General features: G+C 65.8%; 22 protein-coding genes and 1 tRNA gene. 8 read left to right on the plus strand and 15 right to left on the minus strand.

The features are described 5' to 3' along the window. Positions 1–114: 114 nt before the first annotated feature. The gene (locus tag ACSFC7_RS20330; RefSeq protein WP_436344630.1) at positions 115–402 is read left to right on the plus strand and encodes a DUF7565 family protein; all 288 of its coding nucleotides are present in this window, start codon (positions 115–117) and stop codon (positions 400–402) included. 603 nt (positions 403–1005) lie between these two features. On the opposite strand, the gene ACSFC7_RS20335 is transcribed toward ACSFC7_RS20330, so the two are convergent. Further along, on the minus strand, positions 1006–1443 hold the full coding sequence (locus ACSFC7_RS20335) for a transcription elongation factor Spt5 (protein WP_138244971.1): 438 nt from the start codon (positions 1441–1443) through the stop codon (positions 1006–1008). Continuing rightward, a complete protein-coding gene (locus ACSFC7_RS20340; RefSeq protein WP_436344631.1) occupies positions 1443–1616 on the minus strand; it encodes a protein translocase SEC61 complex subunit gamma in 174 nt (57 codons plus the stop codon). The genes ACSFC7_RS20335 and ACSFC7_RS20340 overlap by 1 nt, the downstream gene beginning before the upstream one ends. Positions 1617–1745: 129 nt before the next feature. On the opposite strand from ACSFC7_RS20340, the gene ACSFC7_RS20345 reads away from it, so the two are divergent. Then, positions 1746–1949, plus strand: coding sequence for a hypothetical protein (locus ACSFC7_RS20345; RefSeq protein ID WP_436344632.1), 204 nt, complete (start codon positions 1746–1748; stop codon positions 1947–1949). Between the two features lie 10 nt (positions 1950–1959). On the opposite strand, the gene ACSFC7_RS20350 is transcribed toward ACSFC7_RS20345, so the two are convergent. After that, positions 1960–2916, minus strand: a complete 957-nt coding sequence (locus tag ACSFC7_RS20350) for a TIGR03557 family F420-dependent LLM class oxidoreductase (RefSeq protein ID WP_436344633.1) — start codon at positions 2914–2916, stop codon at positions 1960–1962. A gap of 289 nt (positions 2917–3205) precedes the next feature. Continuing rightward, on the minus strand, positions 3206–4333 hold the full coding sequence (locus tag ACSFC7_RS20355; protein WP_436344634.1) for a S1C family serine protease: 1128 nt from the start codon (positions 4331–4333) through the stop codon (positions 3206–3208). Between the two features lie 209 nt (positions 4334–4542). Between ACSFC7_RS20355 and ACSFC7_RS20360 the strand changes: the two genes are divergently transcribed. After that, complete coding sequence (locus ACSFC7_RS20360; RefSeq protein ID WP_436344635.1) at positions 4543–6492, plus strand: glycoside hydrolase family 15 protein; 1950 nt, start codon at positions 4543–4545, stop codon at positions 6490–6492. A 27-nt stretch (positions 6493–6519) separates the two neighbouring features. Here the strand turns inward: ACSFC7_RS20360 and ACSFC7_RS20365 are convergent, their stop codons facing one another. The 4 genes from ACSFC7_RS20365 to ACSFC7_RS20380 form a co-directional block, all read right to left on the minus strand. Further along, positions 6520–7758, minus strand: coding sequence for a mandelate racemase/muconate lactonizing enzyme family protein (locus tag ACSFC7_RS20365; protein ID WP_436344636.1), 1239 nt, complete (start codon positions 7756–7758; stop codon positions 6520–6522). Between the two features lie 108 nt (positions 7759–7866). Continuing rightward, a complete protein-coding gene (locus tag ACSFC7_RS20370) occupies positions 7867–8934 on the minus strand; it encodes a glucose 1-dehydrogenase (RefSeq protein ID WP_436344637.1) in 1068 nt (355 codons plus the stop codon). 215 nt (positions 8935–9149) lie between these two features. Beyond that, the gene (locus tag ACSFC7_RS20375) at positions 9150–9803 is read right to left on the minus strand and encodes a bifunctional 4-hydroxy-2-oxoglutarate aldolase/2-dehydro-3-deoxy-phosphogluconate aldolase (protein WP_436344638.1); all 654 of its coding nucleotides are present in this window, start codon (positions 9801–9803) and stop codon (positions 9150–9152) included. 99 nt (positions 9804–9902) lie between these two features. Beyond that, on the minus strand, positions 9903–10970 hold the full coding sequence (locus ACSFC7_RS20380; RefSeq protein ID WP_436344639.1) for a TrmB family transcriptional regulator: 1068 nt from the start codon (positions 10968–10970) through the stop codon (positions 9903–9905). A gap of 215 nt (positions 10971–11185) precedes the next feature. On the opposite strand from ACSFC7_RS20380, the gene ACSFC7_RS20385 reads away from it, so the two are divergent. Then, positions 11186–13228, plus strand: coding sequence for a glucan 1,4-alpha-glucosidase (locus ACSFC7_RS20385; protein ID WP_436344640.1), 2043 nt, complete (start codon positions 11186–11188; stop codon positions 13226–13228). A 174-nt stretch (positions 13229–13402) separates the two neighbouring features. Here ACSFC7_RS20385 and ACSFC7_RS20390 read toward each other — a convergent pair whose 3' ends face one another. The 4 genes from ACSFC7_RS20390 to ACSFC7_RS20405 all read right to left on the minus strand — a co-directional run bounded on the left by ACSFC7_RS20390 (position 13403) and on the right by ACSFC7_RS20405 (position 17682). After that, positions 13403–13891 carry a TOBE domain-containing protein gene (locus tag ACSFC7_RS20390; protein WP_436344641.1) on the minus strand — a complete coding sequence of 163 codons (489 nt, stop codon included), beginning with the start codon at positions 13889–13891 and terminating at the stop codon, positions 13403–13405. Between the two features lie 212 nt (positions 13892–14103). Then, the gene (locus ACSFC7_RS20395) at positions 14104–15342 is read right to left on the minus strand and encodes a mandelate racemase/muconate lactonizing enzyme family protein (RefSeq protein WP_436344642.1); all 1239 of its coding nucleotides are present in this window, start codon (positions 15340–15342) and stop codon (positions 14104–14106) included. A 421-nt stretch (positions 15343–15763) separates the two neighbouring features. Then, a complete protein-coding gene (locus tag ACSFC7_RS20400; RefSeq protein WP_436344643.1) occupies positions 15764–17008 on the minus strand; it encodes an alanyl-tRNA editing protein in 1245 nt (414 codons plus the stop codon). 140 nt (positions 17009–17148) lie between these two features. Continuing rightward, entirely contained in the window at positions 17149–17682 is a 534-nt protein-coding gene (locus ACSFC7_RS20405) for a helix-turn-helix domain-containing protein (protein ID WP_436344644.1), read from the minus strand. Positions 17683–17829: 147 nt separating this feature from the next. Between ACSFC7_RS20405 and ACSFC7_RS20410 the strand changes: the two genes are divergently transcribed. The 3 genes from ACSFC7_RS20410 (at position 17830) to ACSFC7_RS20420 (ending at position 19941) form a co-directional block, all read left to right on the plus strand. Continuing rightward, positions 17830–17914: transfer RNA gene (locus tag ACSFC7_RS20410), tRNA-Leu, on the plus strand. Positions 17915–18221: 307 nt separating this feature from the next. Further along, a complete protein-coding gene (locus tag ACSFC7_RS20415; protein ID WP_436344645.1) occupies positions 18222–18785 on the plus strand; it encodes a DUF420 domain-containing protein in 564 nt (187 codons plus the stop codon). Positions 18786–19137: 352 nt separating this feature from the next. Continuing rightward, positions 19138–19941 carry a glucose 1-dehydrogenase gene (locus ACSFC7_RS20420; protein ID WP_436344646.1) on the plus strand — a complete coding sequence of 268 codons (804 nt, stop codon included), beginning with the start codon at positions 19138–19140 and terminating at the stop codon, positions 19939–19941. 110 nt (positions 19942–20051) lie between these two features. Here ACSFC7_RS20420 and ACSFC7_RS20425 read toward each other — a convergent pair whose 3' ends face one another. Both ACSFC7_RS20425 and purF read right to left on the minus strand, forming a co-directional pair. Continuing rightward, positions 20052–20537: a hypothetical protein gene (locus ACSFC7_RS20425; RefSeq protein ID WP_436344647.1), complete on the minus strand. Its 486-nt coding sequence runs from the start codon at positions 20535–20537 to the stop codon at positions 20052–20054. Positions 20538–20611: 74 nt separating this feature from the next. Then, positions 20612–22084, minus strand: coding sequence for an amidophosphoribosyltransferase (gene purF / locus ACSFC7_RS20430; RefSeq protein ID WP_436347996.1), 1473 nt, complete (start codon positions 22082–22084; stop codon positions 20612–20614). Between the two features lie 377 nt (positions 22085–22461). On the opposite strand from purF, the gene ACSFC7_RS20435 reads away from it, so the two are divergent. Beyond that, positions 22462–24243 carry a MutS-related protein gene (locus tag ACSFC7_RS20435; RefSeq protein ID WP_436347997.1) on the plus strand — a complete coding sequence of 594 codons (1782 nt, stop codon included), beginning with the start codon at positions 22462–22464 and terminating at the stop codon, positions 24241–24243. On the opposite strand, the gene ACSFC7_RS20440 is transcribed toward ACSFC7_RS20435, so the two are convergent. Beyond that, positions 24244–24846 carry a DUF6735 family protein gene (locus ACSFC7_RS20440; protein ID WP_436344648.1) on the minus strand — a complete coding sequence of 201 codons (603 nt, stop codon included), beginning with the start codon at positions 24844–24846 and terminating at the stop codon, positions 24244–24246. Between the last annotated feature and the right edge of the window lie 69 nt (positions 24847–24915).

Here is a 24915-nt window from a genome sequence, read left to right on the forward strand (position 1 = left end):
CGACCCGTTGAAGCCCTGTCGGGCGCGGAGCGACGTCGGGGACGACCGATAGCTATCGAACCTGGCTGCGAAAGGATCATTAGGCCGGCCACTCGATAGCTTCAGTGAGAGTGAATGGCCTGGGAATGCGGAATCGACGGCTGTGGAGCGGTGTTCGAGGACGTCGAATCGACCGTCGTCCATCAGGCGACGGAGCACGAGCGACGGGAGTGTAAGGTCTGTGGCACCGTCGTCCCCGACGGCTACCTCGCGATTCGACACGCCTTCACCGAGCACAGCCGCGCCGAATACGTTCGCGCCTACGGCGCGAACTCCGAAGACGTCCGTAACCGCGAGGAACTCCTCGAGGAGATCGAAGACGTCGCGGACATGCAAGCGATCGCCACGGAGCTCAAACGGTAGCGGGGTTTTCGGACCGGCGACTCGACTTACTCCGTTCGACAGCCGTCAGGCGAACGTACGATAACCGCTGTATCGATCAACACCACGAATATTGGACCAGCAACGACTATCTATGTCGAGTCGATTGACGACGATTGGAAATGGATTCGTGTTGAGCGGGGTATTTCTGGCGGGCGTTATTGCACTCGCCTTTCTGCTGCTCTCGACCCCTGTATTGCCACTGTCTTCCTGTACTGATGTTGGATATGTCGACGGGCCACCGGGTGGCTTCGAGTATTATGCGTACTCCTGGATATGGATGGAGTACTCACCGGATGGTGGCGTGAACCGGTGTAGCACATCGATTGTGACGATTACGGTCGGGTTATTCGCGATCGGAAGCGGTATTCTCGGAATTGAACGGTGGAATCGATAACCCTTCCGCCTGTACCGAACGGATACCGCGACTGAGACTCGATACCGCGAACACTACTCGCCACGACAGGCACAGATAGGAATCGCGCCGGAAATCCGACGAGAACAAGTACAGTTCGTCTCTCGAGGCCCTACCGCTCGTCACTGTCTGCTCACGGGTGCAGAGCACCCGTTCGACTGTCCGACGAACTACCGTTCGTCCGAGTCGAGCACGCGAATCTGGTCGCCCCGCACCGTCACCGGAATCGGAACCGTCGCCTCGTACAGTTCGACGGTCACCTGATCCTTGCCCTCGTCGATGCGCTGGACCTGGGCCTTCTCGCCCTTGAAGGGGCCGGCGATGAGTTCGACGATGTCGCCCTCGGCGATCCCCTCGACGTCCGGCTTGGGCGAGAGGAAGTGCTCGACCTCCGAAATGTCGGATTTGCCGGGCACGATGCTCCGGGCGTGGGGGATGTCCTCGAGGACGCGGTTCAACACGGCGTTGCCCTCGGCCTCGACCATCACGTAGGAGGTCAGCGAATCCGGGGCGAGTGCGGCGTGGATTTCGGGCTCCTCGCGGTTGATGATCATGTCTGCAACGGTGCGCTCTTGACTCGCCGTCGTCTTGACTGCGAAGATCCCCATCAGAGACCACCAGTCAACAGGATCATGAGGCCCCCGATGAGGAAGCCCATCAGCCCGATGAGCAGGATGCCTGCGCCAGCGATCTTCGATACCTGAAGGAACTCCTCAGTCGTGGGTGTCGTCGCCATCTTCAACACCCGAACGTACGAGGTCAGGTCGTACGGAACGTCCATATCTATCCGTTCACACTGCGGCGTCTTTTATCTGTCTTTCGTGTCCGGCGACGATTCGGTTCGCGAACAGGTCCCGACGTTGCATGCGACGGCCCGACGACCAAACCGCTCGAGGACGAATCACGCAGCATGGCTGAAGACGACGCAGACCGAAAAAACGAGTACGAGGCGGAACGAGAGGCCGAAATCGAGGACGAACTCGAGCGCGTCGATCAGGACCCCGATCAGGTCGACGACGGGGACGACGACCTCGGCACGCAGAACGCACCCCGCGAAGACGCCGAGGAACTCGAGGATCTCGAGGACGCCGAAGAGACGGACGAGGAATCCTAACGGCGGACGGCTACCGCACCGCCGGCAGAACGGTTTCGTCGTAGAACTCGACGAACTCGGCCTGGTTCGAGCCGATCTGGTGGACCGTCACGCGGTCGAAGCCGGCGTCGACGAACTCCTGAATCGCCTCGACGTGTTCGTCGGGGTCGGCTCCACAGCAAACCATCCCTGCAATGTCGTCCTCCGAAACGGCCGCGGTAGCCTGTTCGAAGTGTGCGGGCGTCGGGAGTTCCCACATGAGTTCGCCGGGAAGTCCCTCCTGTGGCCACAGGTCGTGTGCCCGTTCGATCGCCGCCTGTTCGTCTTCGTCGTAACAGACCGCAACCTCGCCGTATTTCGGTTTATCACCGCCGCCGGCCGTCTCGAACTCCTGAACCAGGTCCTCGTCGGGATTGACCGCGATGAGGCCGTCACCGACCTCGCCCGCGACGCGGGCCGTCTTCGGCCCGTCGGCAGCGATCGGGATCGGGGGCAGTTCGTCCGGGAGCGTATACACGCGGGCGTTCTCGACGGTGTAGTACTCGCCGTCGTAGCTCGCCGTTTCGCCCTCCCAGAGCGTGCGTATGATGTCGATCGCCTCCTCGAGTTTCGCCAGTCGAACGTCGTGTTCGGGCCAGCGGTCGCCGAGGACGTGTTCGCTCAGGTTCTCGCCGGTTCCGACGCCGAGGAAGAACTGGCCGGGAAGTTGCGTGCCAGCCGTCGCCGCTGCCTGCGCGATGATCGCCGGATGGATTCGCGTCGTCGGACACGTCACGCCGGTCCCCAGCCGCAGGCCGTCGGTCGCCTGGGAGATGGCGCCGATCACGTTCCAGACCATCGGGCTCTGGCCCTGACTCGAGGTCCAGGGATGGTAGTGGTCGGAGATCATCGCGAAGTCGAAGTTCGACTCGTCGGTGAGTTGTGCGTACTCGACGAGGTCGTCCGGGCCGTGCATCTCGCAGATGAGTTTGTGACCGATCTGTGTCATAGGTGTGAATGAGGGCGGTCGTTTTCGTCGGCAGTCTCCGTCGGTCGGTACAGAGCGGTCGACCACGACGCCATCCGTAAGCCCTCCACCTGCATCCGTCCGATCCGACTCGGGGTACTTCCCTTCGACCGTGATTCGGCTCGTTGCGGGCTCCGATCTCGCTGGCGTTCGCTACCGCCACCGTTCCGAGAACGGTAATCTCCCATTCGATGACGGAGAGACGATCACGGTGTGTAGATACGGCTGTATTCCCATGATGAATGGCGATTTTGGGACTGCTGCGTGGCGATCACGGCGCGTCGACGTCCGGCCGCGACTCGAGCGTCAGTTCGACCGTCCCGCGCTCGCCGTCGCGGACGATCTCGATCGGAATCGTCTCGTCGGGCGAGGTCTCGAGGGCGAGCACCGACGAGAGCAGATCCTGGTTGGGAATCTCCTGCTCGTCGATGGCGACGATCACGTCGCCGCCGACGGGGACGACCGAGCCGTCGACGGTGGTGCCGCCGGTCGCCGGCCGGAGGACGTCATCGGCGGGCCCGTTCGGGATGGTTTCGGTGACCAGCACGCCGCGTGGCTCCTCGAGGTCGTTCGCCTGGGCGATTTGCGGGCCGACGGGCGTGACGGTGACGCCCATGTAGGGGTGTTCGTACGCGCCGTCTTCGACGAGCGTCGGGACGACGCGATCCGCGAGCGCGGCGGAGATGGCGAACCCGATCGTCTGGCCGGCGCCGGCGAAGACGACGCCTTCGACCTCCCCGTCGAGGTTCACGAGCGGACCGCCGCTGTTGCCCGGATTGACCGGTGCGTCGGTCTGGATCGCCGCCGGGATCGAAAACCCGGTCGGACTCGGGAGCGATCGATCGATCCCGCTGACGATCCCCTGTGAGATCGACGCGTCGAGCCCGAGCGGGTTGCCGAGGGCGAGGACTTCGTCCCCGATCGTCGGCCCGCCGGTAGCGAACTCGAGCCCGTCGGGACCGTCCGGCATGTCGTCGACGGAGAGAACGGCGAGGTCGCTGTGAATGTCCGTTCCGACGACGGTCCCTTCTCGCCACTGTTCGTCGCGAAACTGGAGTTCGACCATCTCCGAGCCGCCGACGACGTGGTTGTTGGTCACGACGTACTCGTCGATCACGAACCCGGACCCGAGGCCGCCGGGCGTCTCCCGACCGGGTTCGCCCGTGCCGAAGACGTTGACGAGGACCACGTCGTCGATCGTCTCCTCGTAGACCTCGGCGTACCGGCCTTCGGCGTCCGCCCCTTCGTCGTCCTGTAGCGTCCCGCTCGAGACGTCGACGGCGGTGTCCCGTGCGCTTGAACTCGCGGATGCGGTCCCGCCGAGACCGATCACTGCGGCGGTTCCGGCCGCAGACCGAAGCAACCGGCGGCGAGTGACGTGATGCTGATCCGGTGACATGCCAGAATCCACCCCGACGAGGACAATAAAACACGACCCGGCACGACCATCCCGTCGAATGCGGGGCCACGGCCACCCAGACGCGCGAGTTCCCGGGGAGGGACCCGGCCGCTGCCGGCCGACGCTTATTGGACGGTCCGTAGAATAGCTAGGTATCTGCACCGTTCGCTGACTACGTCGCTTCACACTGCTTCACAAACTGCCTCCGTATGGCGTATCCACCACTTCGTGACTACGGCGTCATCGGCAACGACGACCGCTGTGCCCTCGTCAGCCGACAGGGATCGATCGACTGGTGTTGCTTTCCACACCTCGAATCAGCCAGCGCCTTCGCCCGGATTCTCGACGACGAGCGCGGCGGTCACTTCGCCGTCCAGCCGTCGGGACCGTCCGAATCGAGCCACCGCTACGCCGATCGAACGAACGTTCTCGAGACGACGTTCGAGACCCGAGCGGGGCAGGCGACGGTGACCGACTTCATGCCGCTCCGCAACGGTCGCGAGCACGAGGACGAGCGGTTCCAGCAGGCGATCTACCGTCGCCTCGAGTGCGACCGCGGCAGCGTCGACTTCGACGTCGAGTTCGCGCCGCGATTCGACTACGCGCGGACGGAGCCGGCGCTCGAGCGAACCGAAAACGGCGTGCTCGCCGAAAGCGGTGGACCGACCGACGGTGACGCCGCCGGCACCGGCGACGGACCCGACGAGCAACTCTTCTGGTACGCCGGCGACGAACTCGAGCCCGCGATCGAACTGACGGAGTCGGAGACGACCGCGACGGGAACCGTCTCGCTCGAGTCGGGTGAGTGCTGCTGGACCGGCGTCCAGTACGGCGGCCGAGAGCCGCTGTCGTCGATCGACCGACAGGAGACGCTCGACGAGACGAAACGCTACTGGCGCGAGTGGGTCGGCCGCCGCGACGGCGGCCCGGAGTCGATGCCCGAACGCTGGCACGAGATGGTCGTCCGCTCGGAGCTCGTCTTGAAACTGCTGATCCACCACGAGACCGGGGCGATCCCCGCCGCAGCGACGACGTCGATTCCGGAAGCGATCGGCTCCGATCGGACCTGGGATTACCGGTACAACTGGATCCGCGACGCGAAGTTCGCCGTCCAGGCGCTCCACGACACGGGTCACCGTCAGGAGGCGCGGGACTACTTCGACTGGTTTTCGGCCGTCGCACGGTCCGACCCGGCGGAGATCCATCCCCTCTACGATCTGCACGGAAACACCGGCGAGGCCATCGAAGAGGAGACGCTCGAGCACCTCTCGGGCTACCGCGAGACGGGACCGGTCCGAATCGGGAACGCAGCGGCCCCGCAGCAGCAACTCGACGTCTACGGAACGATCGTCCAGGCCGTCTACGAGACGGTCCAGTTCGACGCGGAGACGACGGTCGCGGACGACGAATGGGTCGCCCTCCGTGACATCGTCGACTACGTCTGTGCGCACTGGGACGAACGCGACGCCGGCATCTGGGAGTTCCGGGACGAACGGCGACACTTCCTGCACTCGAAGCTGCTGTGTTGGGTCGCCCTCGATCGCGGCATCGCGCTCGCCACCGAGAACGAGTTCGACGCTCCCCTCGAGAAGTGGCGCGAAGACCGCGAGGCCGTCCGCGACGCGATCGAGGTGCGCGGCTTCAGCGAGGAGGCCGACAGCTTCGTCCAGCACTTCGAGACCGACGAGGCGATCGACGCGACGGCCCTCCTGATCCCCATCTACGAGTTCCTCCCGCCGGAGGACGACCGCGTGCAGGCGACGATCGACACCGTCCTCGAGCGACTCGCGACGGACGACGGTCTCGTCGTCCGGTTCGTCGACACCGATATCCGCCGCGACGAGGAGAAGGCGTTCCTGCTGTGTTCGTTCTGGCTGATCGACGCGCTCGTGCTCTCGAACCGGCTGGAGCGCGCCGAGGAGTACTTCGAAAACGTCCTCGAGTACGCGAGCCCGCTGGGCCTCTACTCGGAGAAGATGGATCCCGAAGACGGCCAGTTACTGGGCAACTTCCCGCAGGCGTTCTCCCACCTGGGGCTCGTAAACAGCGTCACGTACCTCGCGCGGGCGCTCGAGGCCGACGGCGAGGTGCGGCCGGCGGATTTCGATCCCGAGAACGTCGAGACGCTGTTCCGACGCGGCGATTCGCCGGAGTTGTAAGTAGTAGCGGGTAGCCAGTTGCGAGCGCTATTCCTCGTCGAAGAGTTCCTCTCCGTCGACCATGTGCTCCGCAACGACGTCCATGTCGAGCGTGACGCCGAGACCCGGCTCCTCGGGGATCTCGATGTAGCCGCCCTCGATGACGTCCTCCTCGACCAGGTCCTCCCACCAGCCGAGTTCGTAGGAGTGGTACTCGACGGCCAGGGAGTTCGGAATCGCCGCGCCCACGTGGGAACTGGCCATCGTGGCGACGGGTGAAGCGACGTTGTGCATCGCGACGGGAACGTAGTACATGTCCGCCAGATCCGCGATCTTCCGGGTTTCACGCATCCCGCCGACCTTCGGCATGTCCGGCGCGATGATGTCGACGGCCTGCTCCTCGAGCAGTCGGCGCTGGCCGTGCTTGCGGTAGACGTTCTCGCCGACCGTGATCGGGGTCGTCGTCGACTGCGTGACCTCCCGCTGAACGTCGTGGTTCTCCGGCGGCACGGGGTCCTCGAGCCACCAGATGTCGTACTCCTCGAGACGCTTCGCGAGGCGTTTCGCACTCCCACCGGAGAACGTCCAGTGACAGTCGAACGCGACGTCGGCGCGCGACCCGACGCGTTCGGTGATCGCCTCGACGATGCTGGCTTTGTGCTCGATCTCGGGCCCGCGGAGGTGGCGGTTCGCGCGGTCCTTCTCGTGGCCCGAGGGGACGTCGAGGTCGAACTTCAGCGCGTCGTAACCCAGTTCCTCGACGACGCGTTCGGCCTCCTCGGCACACGCCGTCGGATCCGCCTCGTCTTCGGTGTGACAGTCACAGTAGACGCGAACCTCGTCGCGGTACTTCCCGCCCAGTAGCTGGTAGGCCGGCGTCTCGAGGATCTTGCCCGCCAGATCGTGCAGGGCGACCTCGATGCCCGAAATCGCCGTCACCGTGACGCCGCCGATCGAGCCCTCGCCGGACATCTTCTGGACGAGGTGCTCCGTGAGTCGATCGATATCGAGCGGGTTCTCGCCCCGGAGGAAGGGTCTCATGCGCTCGATCAGTTCCGGCGCGCCAGCGCCCCAGTAGGCTTCGCCGGTGCCGACGATGCCCGCGTCCGTGTAGATACGAACCAGCGTCCACGGGAAGTTGCCGTCGACCATCGTCGTCTGGATGTCCGTGATCTCGACGTCGCGACCCTGGCCGCGCTCGCGGGTCACGTTCATCGTCTCCGCCGAGAGGTCCCGCATCGTGTACTCGGCGTTCGGATCGTGCAACTGCGTATAATCGACTCCCATGGCACAAATACTTACTTCAGTAATAGTAATTGTTTCTATTCGCTGGTCGACGACGACTGCACCGAACGACGGGAGAAGCAGCGCCGCGAGCGTGACACCGAACCCGACTCAGATACTACTGAACTCGACCGCGGTCTTGACGATGTCGTCATCGGTTTCGAACGCCCGCTCGAACTCCTCGAGTCCGTAGACGCCGGTGACGAACTCGTCGGTGAACCACGTCGGGAGCTGTGAGAGCGTATCGATCGCGGCCTCGAAGTGGCCGCGGTGGGAGTTGACGGTCCCCAGCAGGGCCTTGTTGTGGAGGACGAGTTCCCGGTGGAGTCGGCCGCCGTCGACCTCGAACTCCCAGGGTTCGGGGACGCCGAGCAGGACGCCGACGCCGTTCGGCGCGAGCGCGTCGACCGTCTCGAAGGCGTGTTTCGCGTACCCGGTCGCCTCGTAGACGAGGTCGATCGGCTCGTGGACCTCGGGAATCTCCGGAACGGACGTCTCGCGGGAGTCGACGTACGTCGAGCCGAGTTCGTCGATGAGATCGATCGTCGGATGCGGGCGATCCCGCCGGCCGAGACAGTAGGTCCGATCGATGTCGAGTACCTCCTCGAACATCGCGAGCGTGATGAGGCCGAGCGATCCGTTCCCGAGGACGATCGCCGACTCCGGTTCCCAGTCGAACGCCGATCGGGAGGCGATCGCGTGCTCGATGGCCTTCTCGCTGATGCTGATCGGCTCGACGAGAAATCCGAGCGGTGCGAGCCGGTCGGGAATCGGCACGAGATACTCCGCGGGGCTGGTGAAGTACTCCGCCATGAATCCGTGTCCGTCGACGATCCCTCGCTCGACGTACTCCCCCTCGGGAGCCATATCGGGCTCGCCGCGCTCGAAGTACTCGTTGGTCCCGTTCGGCGGCCGTCGAACCGTCGGGACGACGAACTCGCCCTCCTCGAGATCGGTTCCGTTCGCGTCGTCGACGACGCCGACGGCCTCGTGGCCGAGCACGAGTCGCTCCGCGCCGTCGGGGAGGTTTCCGTGGTGGCCCGCGATGACTTCGTGGTCGGTCCCGTCGACGCCGACGCGAAGCGTGCGCACGAGCGCTTCGCCGGGCTTCGGGTCGGGACGGGGCTTTTCGACGAGGACGGGCGTTCCGGCCCCGGGTTCGACAGCGATCGCTTTCATAACTCGTCCAAGGACGCTCCGATGCAAAAAGTTTACCCTATTCGTAGTAAATATTTGAACAGCGGTCGGCCACCGTCAGTAACTATCGGTTCAGTGAGACTGTTCGTACCCAGTACCGACGGCTGTCGCTCGAAGAACGAAACGTAGAACCGGGATTCTGTACGTCGAAACCGGATTCCGCACGGCGAAACGGTAGTTGCGAACGAGGGCAGCGATCAGTCGTCTCGGGCGGATTCGACGGCCTCGACGAATTCGGCCGCGGTCTCTCGAACGCGGTCCATATCACCGTCTTCGATCGCGTCGTAGTCGACGAGTGCGCTGCCGGCACCGACGGCGACCGCGCCGGCGTCGAAGAACGACTCGACGTTCGCCGGCGAAACGCCGCCGGTAGGTATCACGTCGACGTCGCCGAGCGGGCCTCGAATCGCGCCGATATGGCCCGGCCCGACGGTCGAGGCCGGGAACAGTTTGAGTGCGTCCGCTCCGGCCTCGAGCGCCGTGACGGCTTCGGTCGGCGTCATGACGCCTGGCGCCGAGAGCACTCCCTGCCGATTACACAGTTTGATGGTCTCGACGTCGGTGTGCGGCGAGACGACGAACTCGGCGCCCGCGTCGATCACCGACTGTGCCGTCGGCGCGTCGAGGACGGTCCCCGCACCGACGACCGCGTCGGTATCCCCGAGTTCCCGGTCGACGGCGGCGATCTGGTCGCTCGCACGCGTCCCGTCCGCGGTGATCTCGAGCGCGTCGACGCCCCCCTCGTGAATCGCTCGAGCGACCGGAACGATCCGATCCTCGTCGATTCCGCGGAGCACGGCGATGACGCCGCTCGCGACGACTCGATCCCTGACCGATCGACGCTCAGACATCGGCGATCCCTCCCGCTGTGTGGCAGTGACGGTCCATCACGACGAGACGTTCACGCCCCCGTCTCAAGAAATTTACTCACGATCGAAAAACCAGTGCGATCAGTCTTCTCGCTCCTCGAACGGCCGGACGGTGACCGACTCGGCCTCGAAATCCTCGAGGAACGCACCGGTGCCGCCGATCGTGTAGCGCTCGCCGTCGACGGCGAGTTCGAAGGCGTTCTCGATCGGCACCGTCGACGAGACCGGCCGAACGAGGCTCTGTCGGACGGCCACGATCTCGCCGGAGAGCGTCGACGGGAGGTCTCGGTCACCGACCGGCGATCCCGTAACGGTCGCTTCGATCCGGCTATCCGTGGCGCGGTGGAGCGCGATCTGGAAGACCGCGTTGCGAAATCCCTCGAACGTCTGCGGCAGTTCACCGGGCGCGCTCACGTAGCGTTCCTCGGCGGTCGGCCAGTAGTTCGCGAGGAACGAGCCGGCGAAGACGGGCGCGAGCTGCGGTTGCGAGATGCTGATCGCTTTGGTGTCGCTCGTCGAACTCGTCAGCAACTGACTGGGGGCGAGCAGTCCGTGCTGCGCGTCGACCGTGAGCATCGTCGGCACGAGCGCATCCCAGGTACGGACCGTACTCGCCGTGCCGGCCAGCGAAGCGATGTCCTGGTCCTCGTCGGTTCCGCCCAACAGGAGCAAGACGAGTACACCCCGATCGACGGTGTCCTCGAGGGTCGAGCGGATTTGCGGCAGGATTTCGGCCGGGAGCGAGAGGGTGACCTCCGTCTCGGCGCCGGCCAACAGCTCCTTGATTCGTTTGAGCACCGTCTGGCGGGACTTGATCACCTCGAACTGCTCGCCCGTCCGCTCGGTCGTCGTGTACCGCGATCGCAACTCCGGCTCGATCGCTTCGACGCTCTCGGTGAGCTGTCCGATGACCGTCTCGGGCTGGACGGGGCGGATAACGGTCGGAACGGAGTGATCGTCGACCTCGACGAAGCCGCGGTCCTCGAGCTCTTCGCTGATGCTGTAGACGTATCGCTTGGAGACGTCCGCCGCGTCGGCGATCGTACTCGCCTTCGACTCCCCGTGATCGAGTATCGCGAGATAGGTGTCGATCTCCTTCGCCGAGAGGCCGAACTGTGCGAGCAGTTCGGCGAGATCGTCGGTATCCATGTGTATTCAGTAGTTCACAGATTGTTCGGTTACGCTAAAAGATTCCCGATCAATCGGCCGCGATACCGCTGGACGCCTCCCGTCGGGGCCACCGCTGTCTCTGGAGGACGCCCACACGGTCAATAGAGTCTCCGGCGGCGTCTTCTGGCGCGTGTGAAAAGTAGGAACACATTTTTCAACAAGATTTAATGGCCGGGGCGCGAACTGGGTACACGATGGAATTACACGGCGCCCTCAACGATTTCAAGCGTTCACAGGGCGATCCTCGGCGGTTCCCCGGGGAGCGACGCTCGACGACGGGACTGTTCTCCGGTCTCGACGACAGACTCGTCCGCGTCGCGCCCGACGGATCGATCAGCGATTACTCCTATCCCCTCTCTGGCGTTGCCGGCATCGAACGCTCCCGATTCGGGCTCGTGCTGGACGACGAACTCCACTGGTTCGACGGCGGAGACCAGCGGTACATCGAGGACACGGCAGTCGTCGAAACGGTGCACGAGGTCGCCGGCTACAGCTGTATTCAGTACGACCTCGCGGTGGAGCGCGGCCACGTGACTCACTTCGTACTCGAGGGCGTCGCGGCCGACGTCGACGCCTCGATCAAGGCGTGTTTCGGGTTCGCCCCCGAGGGACGGGCGAGCCGAATCGGCCAACTCTGGCACGGTGACGCCGTCGAGGTCTACCACGACAGCGAGCGCGACTTCGTCGCCGCGTCAACCGAAATCTCCGTTTCGGGTCAGGTGCCCGAGCGATTCGAGGAGTTGCTCGAACCCGAACCCGCGGAGTTCCCGCGGTCCGAAGACGACGATCGGTACGAGGAGGCCCGACTCAGTCCGATCACGATGGTCGAGTTCGAACTCGCCGGCTCGACGCCGAGCGCGACCGTCGCGACGCTGCTGACGGACGCCGCCGATCGCACCGACGCGCTCGAGCGCGTCCGGTCGGAGGCGCTCGCTCACGGCGACCGCGAGTCGATCGTCGACGCGGGCCGGAGGCAGGCCCGCGACCGGCTTCCCGACGCGGTGACCGGAATCGACCGCGGATTCGCGGATCTGCGGGCGCTCTGTCTCCTGCGGACGTCGACGGGCGCGCGGATCGCCGGCCCCGAGTTCGACCCCTTCTACCGGTACTCCGGCGGCTACGGCTACACCTGGTTCCGCGACGACGCCGAAATCTCCCGATTCCTCCTCGACGCCGACGAACGGACGGGGCTCGGTCTCGAGGAGTGGCACGAAGCCAGTGCGCGCTTCTACGCCGACACCCAACGTCCCGACGGGACGTGGCCCCACCGCGTCTGGCCGTACAACGGGCGTCTCGCACCGGGCTGGGCGAACGGTCGGCTCGAGGAGGCGAACACCGCGGATTATCAGGCCGACCAGACCGCGAGCGTCGCGGCGTTTCTCGCGACCTACCTCCGCCGCGTCGATTCCGGCGACGAACGGGTTCACGAGACGCTAACGTCGGCCCTCGGGGGGATGGACGCGACCCTCGGCGACGACGGCTTGCCCGAACGCGTCCAGAACGCCTGGGAGAACATGACCGGGCGGTTCACCCACACGACGGCGACGTTCCTCGAAGCCTACGCCGCGATCGCCCGGGCGCCGGTCGACGAGGACGTCGCGGCCCGCGCGAGAGCGCAGGCCGAACGCGTCTCCGAGGCGCTCGACGACCTGTGGGTCCCGGAACGCGACTGTTACGCGATGCGACTCGACGGCGACGAGATCGACGATCGACTCGACGGGAGCACGCTCGCGCTCGCGTCGGCACACCGGGAGTACGACGCGATCGCGACCGTCGACGACGAGCGGTTCGGTCGTCTGGTCTCCCACGTCGAGACGACGCTCGACGGACTCTATCGCGATCCCGACGGGCCGATCGAGGGGTTGGCCCGCTTCGAGGACGACCCCTGGCGGCTCCGCGAGCAGACCGGCGCGAAGATCTGGACGGTGACGACCGCGTGGGGCGCCCACGCGGCCGTCGAACTCCGCGATCTACTGGCCGCGACCGGCCACGAGCGCGCCGACGAGTTCGACGAGCGCGCTCGAGCGTTGCTGGCCCTGGTCGCGCCCGGCGGCTCGCTCCGACGACCCGGCGACTACCTCCCCGAGCAGTTGTTCGACGACGGCACGCCCGACAGCGCGACGCCGCTCGGCTGGCCGCACGCGATTCGCCTCGCGACCGCCAGCGCGCTCGAGGCGGCTGACGCGGTCGAGTCCTCGAGCGTCGATACCGGCGGGAAAGCAGCCAGCCACGAGTAACGTCGAGCGGATCACGCCCGACGCTTCCGCTCGACGGGAGCGTGCGTGCACAGCGACGGCTCGTCCACGACGACTCGTTTTCAGCCGTGGCGAACGCGGGACGAAATCAGACGAGAGAGAGCGGCTCGAACCCGGATCTACTGCCGCTCGAGCGGCCGAGAGCGCAGCGGACCGTTACGGGGCCGGCGCTTCCGGCGGTTCGGACTCGGCGCCGAAGATATCGATCCCGCTGTCCGGATCGAAGAGGTGGAGATCGGACTCCGAGAACGTCAGCGTCACCTGTTCGCCGGCCTCGGGGTTGATCGTCGACTCGACGCGGACGATGAAGTCCTCGGCGACGTCGACGTGCAGATAGTTGTCCGAGCCGACGGGTTCGACGACCTCGACGGTGGCGCGGACCGTGTTGTCGGCCGTCCCGTCGTCGACCGAGACGTTCTCCGGTCGGATCCCCAGCGCGTATCGATCGGCCGAAAGTTCGCCGGCGTGTCGATCGACGTACGCCGCCGAGAGATCGAACTGGAACCGTCCGTCGGGGCCGAGCAGCCGGATCCGATCGCCGTCGCGTTCGACGTCGACGTCGACGAAATCGGCGCCGCGATCGGAGGTTCCGCCGTCGGTGACGATTCGTCGGTCGGATCGCCTGTGGTCGCTGTTCCAGTTCACGATTCGACTCTCGGCGGCCACCGAATAAATATGTGGTGTATGAATACATCACGCCTAAAACTCCGGGGCAGACCTCGCTACGAGGGTTCGGGAGATCCGTCTCCAATCGTTTGCTGGAGCACCGGATAGCGCAAATCGAAGATTTGCTGGCTTGACGAAGCGTGAGCTTCGTCAAACAACGCCGAGCAGAGCTCAGCGAGTTTGACTTCGGCTTACGCCTCGTCAAACAACTCCTCACCGTCGACCATATGCTCCACGACGGCGGCCATATCGAGCGTGATGCCGAGCCCCGGCTCCTCGGGAACCTCGATGTAGCCGTCCTCGATGACGTCCTCCTCGACCAGGTCCTCCCACCAGCCGAGTTCGTAGGAGTGGTACTCGACGGCCAGCGAGTTCGGAATGGCGGCCCCGACGTGGGCGCTCGCGACGGTGGCGACCGGCGAGGAGACGTTGTGCATCGCGACCGGCATGTAGTACATGTCGGCTTTGTCGGCTATCTTCGCCGTCTCGCGCATGCCGCCGACTTTCGGCATGTCGGGTGCGATAATGTCGACGGCCTGCTCCTCGATCAGTCGGCGCTGGCCGTGCTTGCGGTAGACGTTCTCGCCGGCGGCGATCGGCGTGCTCGTCGACTGGGAGATTTCGCGCTGGACGTCGTGGTTCTCTGGCGGCACGGGGTCCTCGAGCCACCAGACGTCGTAGGGCTCGAGCGCCGCAGCGAGTCGCTTCGCGCTGCCGCCGGAGAACGTCCAGTGGCAGTCGAACGCGACGTCGGCACGCGAGCCGACGGCCTCGGTGACAGCCTCGACGATGCTCACCTTGTGATCGATCTCCGGCTCCCGGAGATGGCGGTTCGCGCGATCTTTCTCGTGACCCGACGGTACGTCGAGATCGAACTTCAGCGCGTCGTAGCCCAGTTCTTCGACGACCCGCTCGGCCTCCTCGGCACAGGCGATGGGGTCGGCTTCCTCCTCGGTGTGGCAGTCACAGTAGACGCGAACTTCGTCCCGGTACTTGCCACCCATCAACTGGTAGGCCGGCGTCTCGAGGATCTTCCCAGCCAGATCGTGGAGGGCGACCTCGATCCCCGAGATAGCCGTTATCGTGACGCCGCCGATCGAGCCCTCGCCGGACATCTTCTGAACGAGATGCTCGGTGAGTCGGTCGATATCGAGGGGGTTCTCGCCCCGGAGGAACGGCGTCATCCGTTCGATTAGCTCGGGCGCGCCTGCGCCCCAGTAGGCTTCGCCCGTGCCGACGATGCCCGCGTCCGTGTAGATTCGGACGAGCGTCCACGGGAAGTTGCCGTCGATCATCGTCGTCTGGACGTCCGTGATCTCGACGTCTCGGCCGTTGCCGCGCTCTCGAGTGACCTGCATCGTTTCCGCCGAGAGATCCCGCATCGTGTACTCGGCGTTCGGATCGCGCAACTGTGAGTAATCGACTCCCATATCGAGTTGGTCGCTCGCAGGTCAGTAATAACTCGGGGCGGCGTTGTCAGGAGGTGGCGTGAGACATAACGAAAACGGCGTGATAATCGGTTGCTCGATCAGGCCAACGGAACGATTGTCGCCGCGACTATCGCGTTCGACCCGCGGAAGTCCTCGTACTCGCCGACATCTCGGACCTGCTGTCGACGCGTTCAGCTGCGATGACGCTGCATCAACAGGAGGACGACGAATGTCGATTCCGCGGCGAGGTCGGCTACCGAGAGCGGATCGGCGCCGACTCCGACGTTCGGAACCTCGAGCGAGGGGACTTCGGAATCGATGCGGTAGTGACTCGCGGATTCCCTCGGCGGACGACACGAAAAAACGACACTCCAGCAGACGTTGGTACGCCGCGGTAGACGCTGGGGAGCCGAACGCCTCGCTACTCCTTCAGGCTCGCGACGACCTCCGCCGGCGTCGCGTCGAACCCACCCGCCTTCGCCAGCGCCGTCGAGCCGCCGCCGCCGCCGCCGAACTCGTCGGTCAGGTCGTCGATCACGGCCTCGGCGGAGCACGATCCGTCCGCGGCCACGACCGCGTACGGCGATCCGGCGTCCCCGGCGATCACGACGACGTCGGCGACGTCGCCCGCTGCGGCGCTCGCGATCTCTCCCGCCTCGTTCACGTCGACGTCCGCGACCGTCGTCGCGACCCACTCGCGTCCGTCCCGCTCGAACGGCTCCGCCCGCTCGAGGTCCGTTTCAACGAGTTCCCGGCGGAGCGATCGAACCTCGGCGGCGAGTTCGTCGCGTTCGCCCTCCAGTCGGGCGAGTTCGTCCCCGACGTCCTCGAGGGGAACGCCGAGCGCCCGTCGCGACGAGAGCGCGACGCGCTTTTCCGTTTCGCGGCGATCGATCGCTCGCGGTCCGACCGCGAGTTCGACTCGCGTCAGTCCCTTTCCGGGGTTCGACCGGTTGAGAACGGTCACGGGACCGACCTCCCGCGTGTTGCGGACGTGGGTCCCGCCGCAGGCCGCGACGTCCCACAGGTCTCTCGAGCCGCCGTCCCTGCGGAGTCCGTTGACGGTTCCGTTGTCGTCCTCGCTCCCGATCGTGACGATCCGGAGGCGGCCCTTCCGGAAGGCCCCCTCTTCGGTCGCCTCGTTGAACGCGATGTCGTCGCGCTCTCGCGCGTCCGCGACCGGGATATCGTCCCACGTCACCGGCCGGGATTCCCAGACCACCCGATTGACGAGCGTGTCCAGTTCGAGCAGCGTCTCGTCGTCGATCTCCGTGCTCGTCTCGAGGTCGACCCGGACCTTCTCCTCGCTGATGTCGAAGCCGCCGTAGCCCAGATCCTCGAGGAGCCGCCTCCCAGCACCGTAGAGAACGTGACTGGCGGTGTGCGCTCGCATGCAGTACATGCGAAACGACCAGTCGATCGAGCAGAGCACACGGTTGCCGACCCGGAACGACGGCTCCTCGGCGAGGACGTGGACGTGTTCGCCGTCGTCGTACTGGACGTCCGCGACCTCGATGCCGCCGATCGTCCCGCGGTCGGCCGGCTGACCGCCGCTTTCGCCGTAGAAGTAACTCGTCTCGAGCCAGACCTCGCGACCGTCGATGGACGTCACCTCGGTCTCGAACCGCGTGGTGTACGGCTCTCCAGCCGCCCGTTGCCCGGTCATTGCGTGGACTCTGTCGTCCGCCATAAAAAGTCTGCTTGCCGAGCATCGCCCGCCGGCGTCGTGTTCGAACGCGGCGACCCGTCGGTCGCGTCAGTTGGTCGAGTCGTGCCGGTCCGCCGAACCGCGTGGATCGACTCTCGTCACTCCGCGAGCGTCACGTCCAGGCGCTCCTCGAGCGCCTCGATCAGTCCGCCGCCGACGCCGGCCTGCGTCGCCCGTCCCTGTTCGACGGCGAGCAGTTCTTTCTCGCGCGCGCCGAGTTCGTCGGCGAGTTCGTCGCGCTGGAGGCCGGCTTCCTGACGCGCCTCGACCAGCACTTCGCCGTAGTCGGTGACGAGATAGGGAAGCGGGTCGTCGTCGTAGTTCGTTCCCTCCTTCTCCCAGTGTTCGGAGTCGCCGTCCCAGACCGGGTTCGCTTTAGCCACGTTCTGGGCCGCCTTCTGCTTGCGGCTTGGGCCGTCGCTCGAGCCACTTCTGCCGCTGTCCTGGGAACTGCGTCGCTGTTGCTGTGAACGGGATTTCTGCTGGTTGTCGTCGTGGGGTGCGCAGTCGGGACAGACCTCGAGTTCGGCGCCGGCGACGGTCGCGAGCCGGAGCTTGTTGCTCTCGGCGCCGCAGAGTTCGCAGTTCGTCCCGCCGCCACCGGACGAGGACCCGGTCGAATACTTAGCCATGGTATCCTTTGGCAACTGTCGCATTTCAAATCACCGCCTCGACGCGGGTCAGTCCCGTGTGACCTCGCCGCAGGCGCGCCTACAAAGGAAAGGGCTTTTATAATCACACTGGATACGATTGAGTGCAGAAAGACAAAGATACCGCGAGCGTGGGTAGCCAAGCCAGGCCAACGGCGCAGCGTTGAGGGCGCTGTCCCGTAGGGGTCCGCCGGTTCAAATCCGGTCCCACGCATCGCATGCGCGGCGCTACGCGCCGCGAAACGCGAGGCGAGCGCGGAACCTTAGGTTTCGCGAGCCGTCGAACGGGCGCTAAGCGCCCGTGAGACGACGGCTTTGCCGCCGAGCGCATCGATGCAGGTGATTTCCCTTCGCGGACATCACCCACGCATAATCCTTCAGGAAACTACCACCGAACAGCGAACGCGCTATTTGAAACTGTATACCGAGCGCCGACACCCCGTCATCGGCGACACCGCTCGAGTGGCGGGCCGTCTAATCGAGACAGTAACCACTTTCCTCCCTCGGTCGAACCTCGAGACATGGAGTACGTCCCTCGAGAGCGCGTCACCCCGCTCACGGCAGTTCTGAGCGTCGTCTCACTCGCGGTCGTCTTCGCGGCGGCGGGCGGGCAGATCCCGTCCTCGACGGTGCCGACTGCGCCCGAGTGGGTTCTCGACGCGATTCCACACGTCAACGTCCTCATTAGCGCGACGGCGATCGGGACGATTACGCTCGGTTGGCGGGCGATTCGTCGGGGCGACATCGATCGACACCGCGTCGCGATGCTGGCGTCGTTCGGCCTGTTCGCGGCCTTCCTCACGTTCTACCTCTACCGGCTGGTCGCGACCGGCGGTCCGCAGTCGTTTCCCGGTCCCGAGACGGTCTACCAGTTCGTCTACCTCCCGATACTCGCGATCCACATCTTCCTCGCGATCGTCTGCGTGCCGCTGGTCTACTACGCCCTGCTGCTCGCGTTCGCCTACCCCGTCGAGGAGCTGTACCAGACCAGTCACGCTCGCTTCGGTCGCCTCGCGGCGAGTTTGTGGCTGATCTCGTTCTCGCTTGGAATCGTCGTCTACCTCCTGTTGCACGTCGCGTACTAACGTTCTCGAAACGGCTTACGGCACGCCGGCACGGTCGGTCCGCTACGGGACCAACACGACTTTCCCGTCCGGCCGTCCGGAATCGAGCAACTGCAGTGCCTCGGACCCCTCCGACAAGGGGGTGCATAGGTACGCCCCCCTCGAGTGCACCCACCAGCGACGCGTAGTCGACGTGATCGGCGCACCGCTCGTCCCCCGAGCCCGAACGGCGGGTTGAACCATTCACTCGCAACGGACACGTCCAACAACGCTCCGGCGGTAGTGGCGTCCATGACACGTCAGGAGGCGCGCGAGAAGGCCGAGGAGATCGAGCCGCAGGAACAGGACTGGCCAGCCCGGCCTCGAGAGCGAGATGGAACCGCCCGCCGAGTTCATCCGCGACGAATACCGGGGCAGCGGCAAGCTCGAGGGAAAGGTCGCGATCGTCACCGGCGGGGACAGCGGGATCGGCCGGGCCGCCGCGGTACACTTCGCCCGGGAGGGCGCCGACGTCGCCGTGCTGTACCTCGACGAGGAGGAGGACGCGGAGACGACGGCCGAGATGATCGAGGATGAGGGGCGAGACAGTCTGGTCATCGGAGGCGACGTCCGCGACAGCGCGTTCTGCCGGGCGGCCGTCGAGGAGGTCGTCGACGAACTCGGCGGCGTAGACGTCCTCGTCAACAACGCGACGATTCAGGTCGTAAAGACCGACCTGACGGACATCTCCGACGAGCAGTGGGAGGAGACGTTCGCGACGAACATCCACGGCTACTTCTACATGACCCGGGAGGTCCTCCCGTATCTGGACGACGGCGACGCGATTATCAACACGACCTCCGTGAACGCCTTCGAGGGGAAGGATATGCTGGTGGACTACTCCACGACGAAGGGCGCGATCGTCGCCTTTACGCGCTCGTTGTCCCAGCAGCTCGCGGGCGAGGGGATCCGCGTCAATCAGGTCGCTCCCGGTCCGATCTGGACGCCGCTGATCCCCGCGACGATGGGCCAGTACGATCCCGAGATGGTCGAGGAGTTCGGAACCGACGTGCCGATGGGACGTCTGGGCCAGCCCAGCGAACTCGGGCCGGCGTACGTCTTCCTCGCCTGCGAGGACTCGTCGTACATGAGCGGACAGACCCTGCACATCAACGGCGGTTCGATCGTGAACGGATAGGCGTTCACCTGCCGTTCGACGGATTCGGCGAGCTCGAGTGGACGGTCTCAACGGCTCGAGCGGGGCGACGATCACGTTCGAGTCGGGTTCCTGCACCGCTTGTCGATTCCTCAGTCGTCGCGCGATGTCTCCTCCGCGTCGCTCGGTTCGCAGTCCGCTTCGGGCGGAAAGAACAGGTCGCGTCGGTGCAGGAGGTAGCCGGCCACGATACCGGCGAGGATGACGGCCACTCGACCTGGCTCCGTCTCACCGCTCAGCAACCAGTAGGCGCCGAAACCGACCAGGAACAGACAGATTGTGATCCCGCCTGCGAATCCGATCGGTTGGTGATTCAATACGCCTCGGAAGGTCTCGAGAAAGAGGAGGAACGTTCCGGAGAGAAGGCCCACTCTGCCGAGTCGCCACGCGGAGAACTCGGCGTACACCGACGGGAGTGCGTCGATGAGGAGGAAGAAACCGGTGCCCGCGTTGGCGCCGAAGAAGAACGCGAGGAGGTAGATTCCGACGGGCGATCGCCCGTCCTTGTGACTCCGGTACCACCACTCGCGCGACGGCACGCCGGAAGGGAGCGAGGGGACGGACGACGGCCCTGCCATTGTCGAACGGATGGGCTACGGATGTGATAAACGTACCGTCAGGAGTTCGGTGAGATAAACGCCGTCACTTGGCCTCAGTCGTCGGCGTGCAGCGCTTGCCCGCCGAGTTCGGGTCGGCTCACGTCGCGGTCGGTCTCCTCGCCGTCGATGTCGTAGGGGTACTCCCCCGTCACGCAGCCGAGACAGAGGTCGATCCGCTCCTTGCCGAGGACTTCGGCGACGGCGTCGGTCGAGAGGTACGCGAGACTGTCGGCGTTGATCGCGTCGCGAATCTCCTCGGGCGACTTGTCCGAGGCGATCAGTTCCTCGCGGGTGGCCATGTTGATCCCCATGTAACACGGCGCGACGATCTCCGGCGCGCCGATCCGGACGTGGACCGCCTCTGCTCCGCAGTCCTTGAGCAGTTGCACGAGCTGCGTCGAGGTGGTCCCGCGGACGATACTGTCGTCGATGACCGTGACGGTCTTCCCCTCGATGGTCGATTTGATCGGGTTGAGCTTGAGTCGCACCGCGCGTTCGCGCTCGTCCTGGGTCGGCATGATGAACGTCCGGCCGACGTACCGGTTCTTCATCAGCCCCTCGGCGAACTCGACGCCGTCGTCGTCCTCGTCGCGGGGTTCGCCGTCGGCGGTGGTTTCGGTCGCCGCGTCGGCGTAGCCGGCGGCGAACGCGCGGCCGGAGTCGGGCACCGGCATCACGACGTCGCTCTCGACGCCGCTTTCCTCCCAGAGCTTGCGACCGAGGTTCCGCCGCGCCTCGTAGACCAGCGTCTCGTCGATGACGCTGTCCGGCCGCGCGAAGTAGACGTGTTCGAAGAAGCAGTGGGCCGAGTTCTCCTTCTCGATCAGTTGGTAGGAGTCGAACCCCTCGCCGTCCTCCTGCAGGACGACGAGTTCGCCCGGGCGAACGTCCCGGACGAGTTCACCGTCCAGCGTGTCGATCGCCGCCGATTCGGAGGCGAGAATGTAGCCGTCCTCGAGTTTCCCGATACAGAGCGGACGGTTCCCCTCCGGATCGCGCACGCCGAGAATCGTATCGTCGTGGCTGATCGTCAGCGAGTAGGAGCCGTGGATGCGCTGCATCGTGTGCTTGACGGCGCGCACGAGATCCTCCTCGAGCAGGTTGCGCGCGAGGTCGTGGGCGATGACCTCGGTGTCGCCGTCGCTGGTGAACGCGTGGCCCGTGGCGGCGAGTTCGTCCCGGATCTCGTCGGCGTTGACGAGGTTCCCGTTGTGGCTCAGGCCGAGCGAGCCGCTCTTGAACGAGACGGAAAAGGGCTGGGCACAGCAGGAGTCGACGGAGCCGGCCGTCGGATACCGAACGTGCCCGATCCCCGACGCCCCGTTGAGGACGTCGAGGTCGTCCTCGTCGAAGACGTCGCCCACGAGCCCCATCTCGACGTGGCTGTGTTGTTGAAAGCCGTCGTGCGTAACGATCCCTGCGGACTCCTGGCCGCGATGCTGGAGTGCGTAGAGCGCATAGTACAACGGTCGTGCCGCGTCTCGACCGTTCAGTGAGACGCCGACGACGCCACACTTCTCGGTCATTCCTGTTCGCCGGGGAGTCTCGCCCCGCCCATCAGTCATGGACGTGAGTAGGCGGCCGAGTGGATAAAAATCCCCGTGTTTGTGCCCCACCCGCGGTGGTCAATACGCCCGAATATCCATTATCGTGCATACCTTCCCGGACATCGGCCGAAGGACTCCGGATCTCGACGCACGCCGACCAACACGGACGAGCGGGACAATGCGTCCGACGAGCCGTTGCTCACCGTGAATAGTCGGGCACGAACGTGAACATCTGGGGAGACGGCCGCGAGCCGCTCGTTCAGCCAGCAGTCGACGGTCGAGCCACGAGGACGGCGGCCGACTCCTCGCAAGGCGATGACACAGTGTTCAAGACGGTTGCCCCGAGTCCAGAACACATGCGACTCGAGGAGTACTGGGGCGTCGGGCCGAAGACGCGGGAGACACTGGTGGAGGAGTTGGGCAACGAACGCGCGATGCAGGCAATCGAGAGCGGCGACGTTCGGGCGCTCTCGGACGCCGGTCTCGCCCGCGGTCGAGCGACGCGTATCCTGCGACGAGCGACGGGTGGCGACGGGATGGAAGTGCTGGCGACGAGCGACGCGCGCTCGGCGTACAAGGAACTGCTCGATCTGGCAGTCGATCACGCGGTCACCCGGCGCGCGGCCGACCGGATTCGCGTGCTGACGCCGCTGACGTCCCGGGAGGCCATGGAGGAGCGACTGGACGACGTCCTCGCGGCCCGCGACGCCTGGGCCGCGCTCGAGGACGCCGACCGCGACGCCGTCCTCGAGGCCTACGACCACTACGACGAACGCGACGAGAGCGAACACGCGGCCGTCGAGGCCGCGCTGGCACTGCTCGAGGCCGGCGTCGACTCCGGTCCGTTCGAAACGATCGCCGATCTCGAACCCGACCGACTCGCGGAGGCCGCCGACGCCCTCGCGGCGCTCGGTGGGGATCGCGGGCGAGTCCGTGCGGGTGCCGACGACGAACTCGATCGGCTACGCGGTGCACTCGGGACGATCGAGGATATGGACGCGAACGCCCTCGAGTTGATCGACGAACTACGGGCGGACGGCGTCCGCGACGTCGGGCAGTTCCGGGAGTCCTTCGAGGATCACCTCCTCAGCGAGACCGAGGTGACGATCGACCAGGTCCGGGACGCGATGCCGACCGATGCGACCGACGCGACGGACTTCGTCGGCGCTACCCTGCGGACCCTCCGAAGCGATCTCACCGCGGCGATCGACGAACGCGAGGAGACGGTCGCGAGCGACCTCGAGGAGACGCTCGAGGAGACCCGCGACGCCACCGACCGGGCCGTCGCGGCGGTCGACGACATCGCGCTCCACCTCTCGCTGGCGCGGTTCGCGCTCGCGTACGACTGTACGCGCCCCGAATTCGTAGACGATCCAGATGGTGCCGTCTCCGTCGTCAACGCGCGCAACCTCACGCTCGCCGCGGCCGACGAGGAGGGCGTCCAGGCGGTCACGTACGCCCTCGGCGAGCACGACGTGACCGAGGTCCCGGCGAGCGTGAACGCGGTTCCCGGCGAACAGCGCGTCTCCGTCCTCACCGGAGCGAACAGCGGCGGGAAAACGACGCTGCTCGAGACCCTCTGTCAGGTCGTCCTGCTGGCGACGATGGGACTGCCCGTCCCGGCCGACCGGGCCGAGGTGACGCCCGTCGATTCGCTGGTCTTCCACCGCCGACACGCGAGTTTCAACGCCGGCGTCCTCGAGTCGACGCTGCGCTCGATCGTGCCGCCGCTGTCGTCGGGCGGGCGCACCCTGATGCTGGTCGACGAGTTCGAGGCGATCACCGAACCGGGCAGCGCGGCGGACCTGCTCCACGGACTCGTCACGCTGTCCGTCGAGCGCGACGCGCTCGGCGTGTTCGTCACCCACCTCGCGGACGATCTGGAGCCGCTGCCGCCGGCGGCCCGCGTGGACGGCATCTTCGCGGAGGGGCTGAACCCCGACCTCGAGTTACTGGTCGACTACCAGCCGCGGTTCGACACCGTGGGCCGGTCGACGCCGGAGTTCATCGTCTCGAGACTCGTCGCCAACGCGGACAGCCGAGGCGAGCGGGCCGGCTTCGAGACGTTGGCGGAGGCGGTCGGCAACGACGTCGTGCAGCGAACGCTGGCCGACGCCCGCTGGAGCGAGATCGACTGATCAGGTGGCGTCGTGCCCCTCTTCGTCGCCGTCCCCGTTTTTCCGGTTCTCTCGAACCCGCTCGTTCTCGAGCCACCAGTCCGACGTCGGCGCGTACGACGGGTCGTCCAACTCCGACGTCCCGTACGTGTACACCGTTCCGTTCTCGTCTTCGCAGACCCGCGCCTCGAGGTAGGCCTGCGCCGCGCGACGCGAGAGCGCGCCCATCTCGACGACGTCGGCGAGCGCCGTCTTGGTCGCGCGAAACCACGTACGGACCCGCCGGTCGGCGGCGTCGTCCGCGACGGAAATAATCGCGCCGCGGCCGTCCTCGCGGCCGTCGCCCCACTCGAGCCAGCAGACGCGGTAGGCCGAAACCCGGTAGTCCGCGCCGGGGGAGACGAGGTACAGCAACTCGTAGATACAGGGGTCGAGGTGGCCCGTCAGAACCCGCTCGCGATCGATCGCGTTCGCCAGCAGGTCGGGGTCGACCGCGCCGTCGGCCAGCGGGTTCTCGGCGGTGATCCGCTCGCCGAGGGAGACGCCGTCGCCGCCCCAGTGGCTGTAGCGGACGTCGTAGCGCCGGTCGGGTCGCCGGTAGGCGACGAGCGCTCTATGCCCCATCGTTCACCCGGGGCGAACAGCGGGGCTGGCCGTGTGCGTTCCTCGGGCGGTGGAGGACGGTGATCGGGG

The sequence above is a fragment of the Natronorubrum halobium genome, from assembly GCF_051351675.1.
Taxonomy (GTDB): domain Archaea; phylum Halobacteriota; class Halobacteria; order Halobacteriales; family Natrialbaceae; genus Natronorubrum.

Excerpts from the sequence above, each read along its gene's own strand:
- ACSFC7_RS20330 (WP_436344630.1), top strand. The coding sequence starts at position 115 with ATGGCCTGGGAATGCGGAATCGACGGCTGTGGAGCGGTGTTCGAGGAC.
- ACSFC7_RS20335 (WP_138244971.1), bottom strand. The coding sequence starts at position 1,443 with ATGGGGATCTTCGCAGTCAAGACGACGGCGAGTCAAGAGCGCACCGTT.
- ACSFC7_RS20340 (WP_436344631.1), bottom strand. The coding sequence starts at position 1,616 with ATGGACGTTCCGTACGACCTGACCTCGTACGTTCGGGTGTTGAAGATG.
- ACSFC7_RS20345 (WP_436344632.1), top strand. The coding sequence starts at position 1,746 with ATGGCTGAAGACGACGCAGACCGAAAAAACGAGTACGAGGCGGAACGA.
- ACSFC7_RS20350 (WP_436344633.1), bottom strand. The coding sequence starts at position 2,916 with ATGACACAGATCGGTCACAAACTCATCTGCGAGATGCACGGCCCGGAC.
- ACSFC7_RS20355 (WP_436344634.1), bottom strand. The coding sequence starts at position 4,333 with ATGTCACCGGATCAGCATCACGTCACTCGCCGCCGGTTGCTTCGGTCT.
- ACSFC7_RS20360 (WP_436344635.1), top strand. The coding sequence starts at position 4,543 with ATGGCGTATCCACCACTTCGTGACTACGGCGTCATCGGCAACGACGAC.
- ACSFC7_RS20365 (WP_436344636.1), bottom strand. The coding sequence starts at position 7,758 with ATGGGAGTCGATTATACGCAGTTGCACGATCCGAACGCCGAGTACACG.
- ACSFC7_RS20370 (WP_436344637.1), bottom strand. The coding sequence starts at position 8,934 with ATGAAAGCGATCGCTGTCGAACCCGGGGCCGGAACGCCCGTCCTCGTC.
- ACSFC7_RS20375 (WP_436344638.1), bottom strand. The coding sequence starts at position 9,803 with ATGTCTGAGCGTCGATCGGTCAGGGATCGAGTCGTCGCGAGCGGCGTC.
- ACSFC7_RS20380 (WP_436344639.1), bottom strand. The coding sequence starts at position 10,970 with ATGGATACCGACGATCTCGCCGAACTGCTCGCACAGTTCGGCCTCTCG.
- ACSFC7_RS20385 (WP_436344640.1), top strand. The coding sequence starts at position 11,186 with ATGGAATTACACGGCGCCCTCAACGATTTCAAGCGTTCACAGGGCGAT.
- ACSFC7_RS20395 (WP_436344642.1), bottom strand. The coding sequence starts at position 15,342 with ATGGGAGTCGATTACTCACAGTTGCGCGATCCGAACGCCGAGTACACG.
- ACSFC7_RS20400 (WP_436344643.1), bottom strand. The coding sequence starts at position 17,008 with ATGACCGGGCAACGGGCGGCTGGAGAGCCGTACACCACGCGGTTCGAG.
- ACSFC7_RS20405 (WP_436344644.1), bottom strand. The coding sequence starts at position 17,682 with ATGGCTAAGTATTCGACCGGGTCCTCGTCCGGTGGCGGCGGGACGAAC.
- ACSFC7_RS20415 (WP_436344645.1), top strand. The coding sequence starts at position 18,222 with ATGGAGTACGTCCCTCGAGAGCGCGTCACCCCGCTCACGGCAGTTCTG.
- ACSFC7_RS20420 (WP_436344646.1), top strand. The coding sequence starts at position 19,138 with ATGGAACCGCCCGCCGAGTTCATCCGCGACGAATACCGGGGCAGCGGC.
- ACSFC7_RS20425 (WP_436344647.1), bottom strand. The coding sequence starts at position 20,537 with ATGGCAGGGCCGTCGTCCGTCCCCTCGCTCCCTTCCGGCGTGCCGTCG.
- purF (WP_436347996.1), bottom strand. The coding sequence starts at position 22,084 with ATGACCGAGAAGTGTGGCGTCGTCGGCGTCTCACTGAACGGTCGAGAC.
- ACSFC7_RS20435 (WP_436347997.1), top strand. The coding sequence starts at position 22,462 with ATGCGACTCGAGGAGTACTGGGGCGTCGGGCCGAAGACGCGGGAGACA.
- ACSFC7_RS20440 (WP_436344648.1), bottom strand. The coding sequence starts at position 24,846 with ATGGGGCATAGAGCGCTCGTCGCCTACCGGCGACCCGACCGGCGCTAC.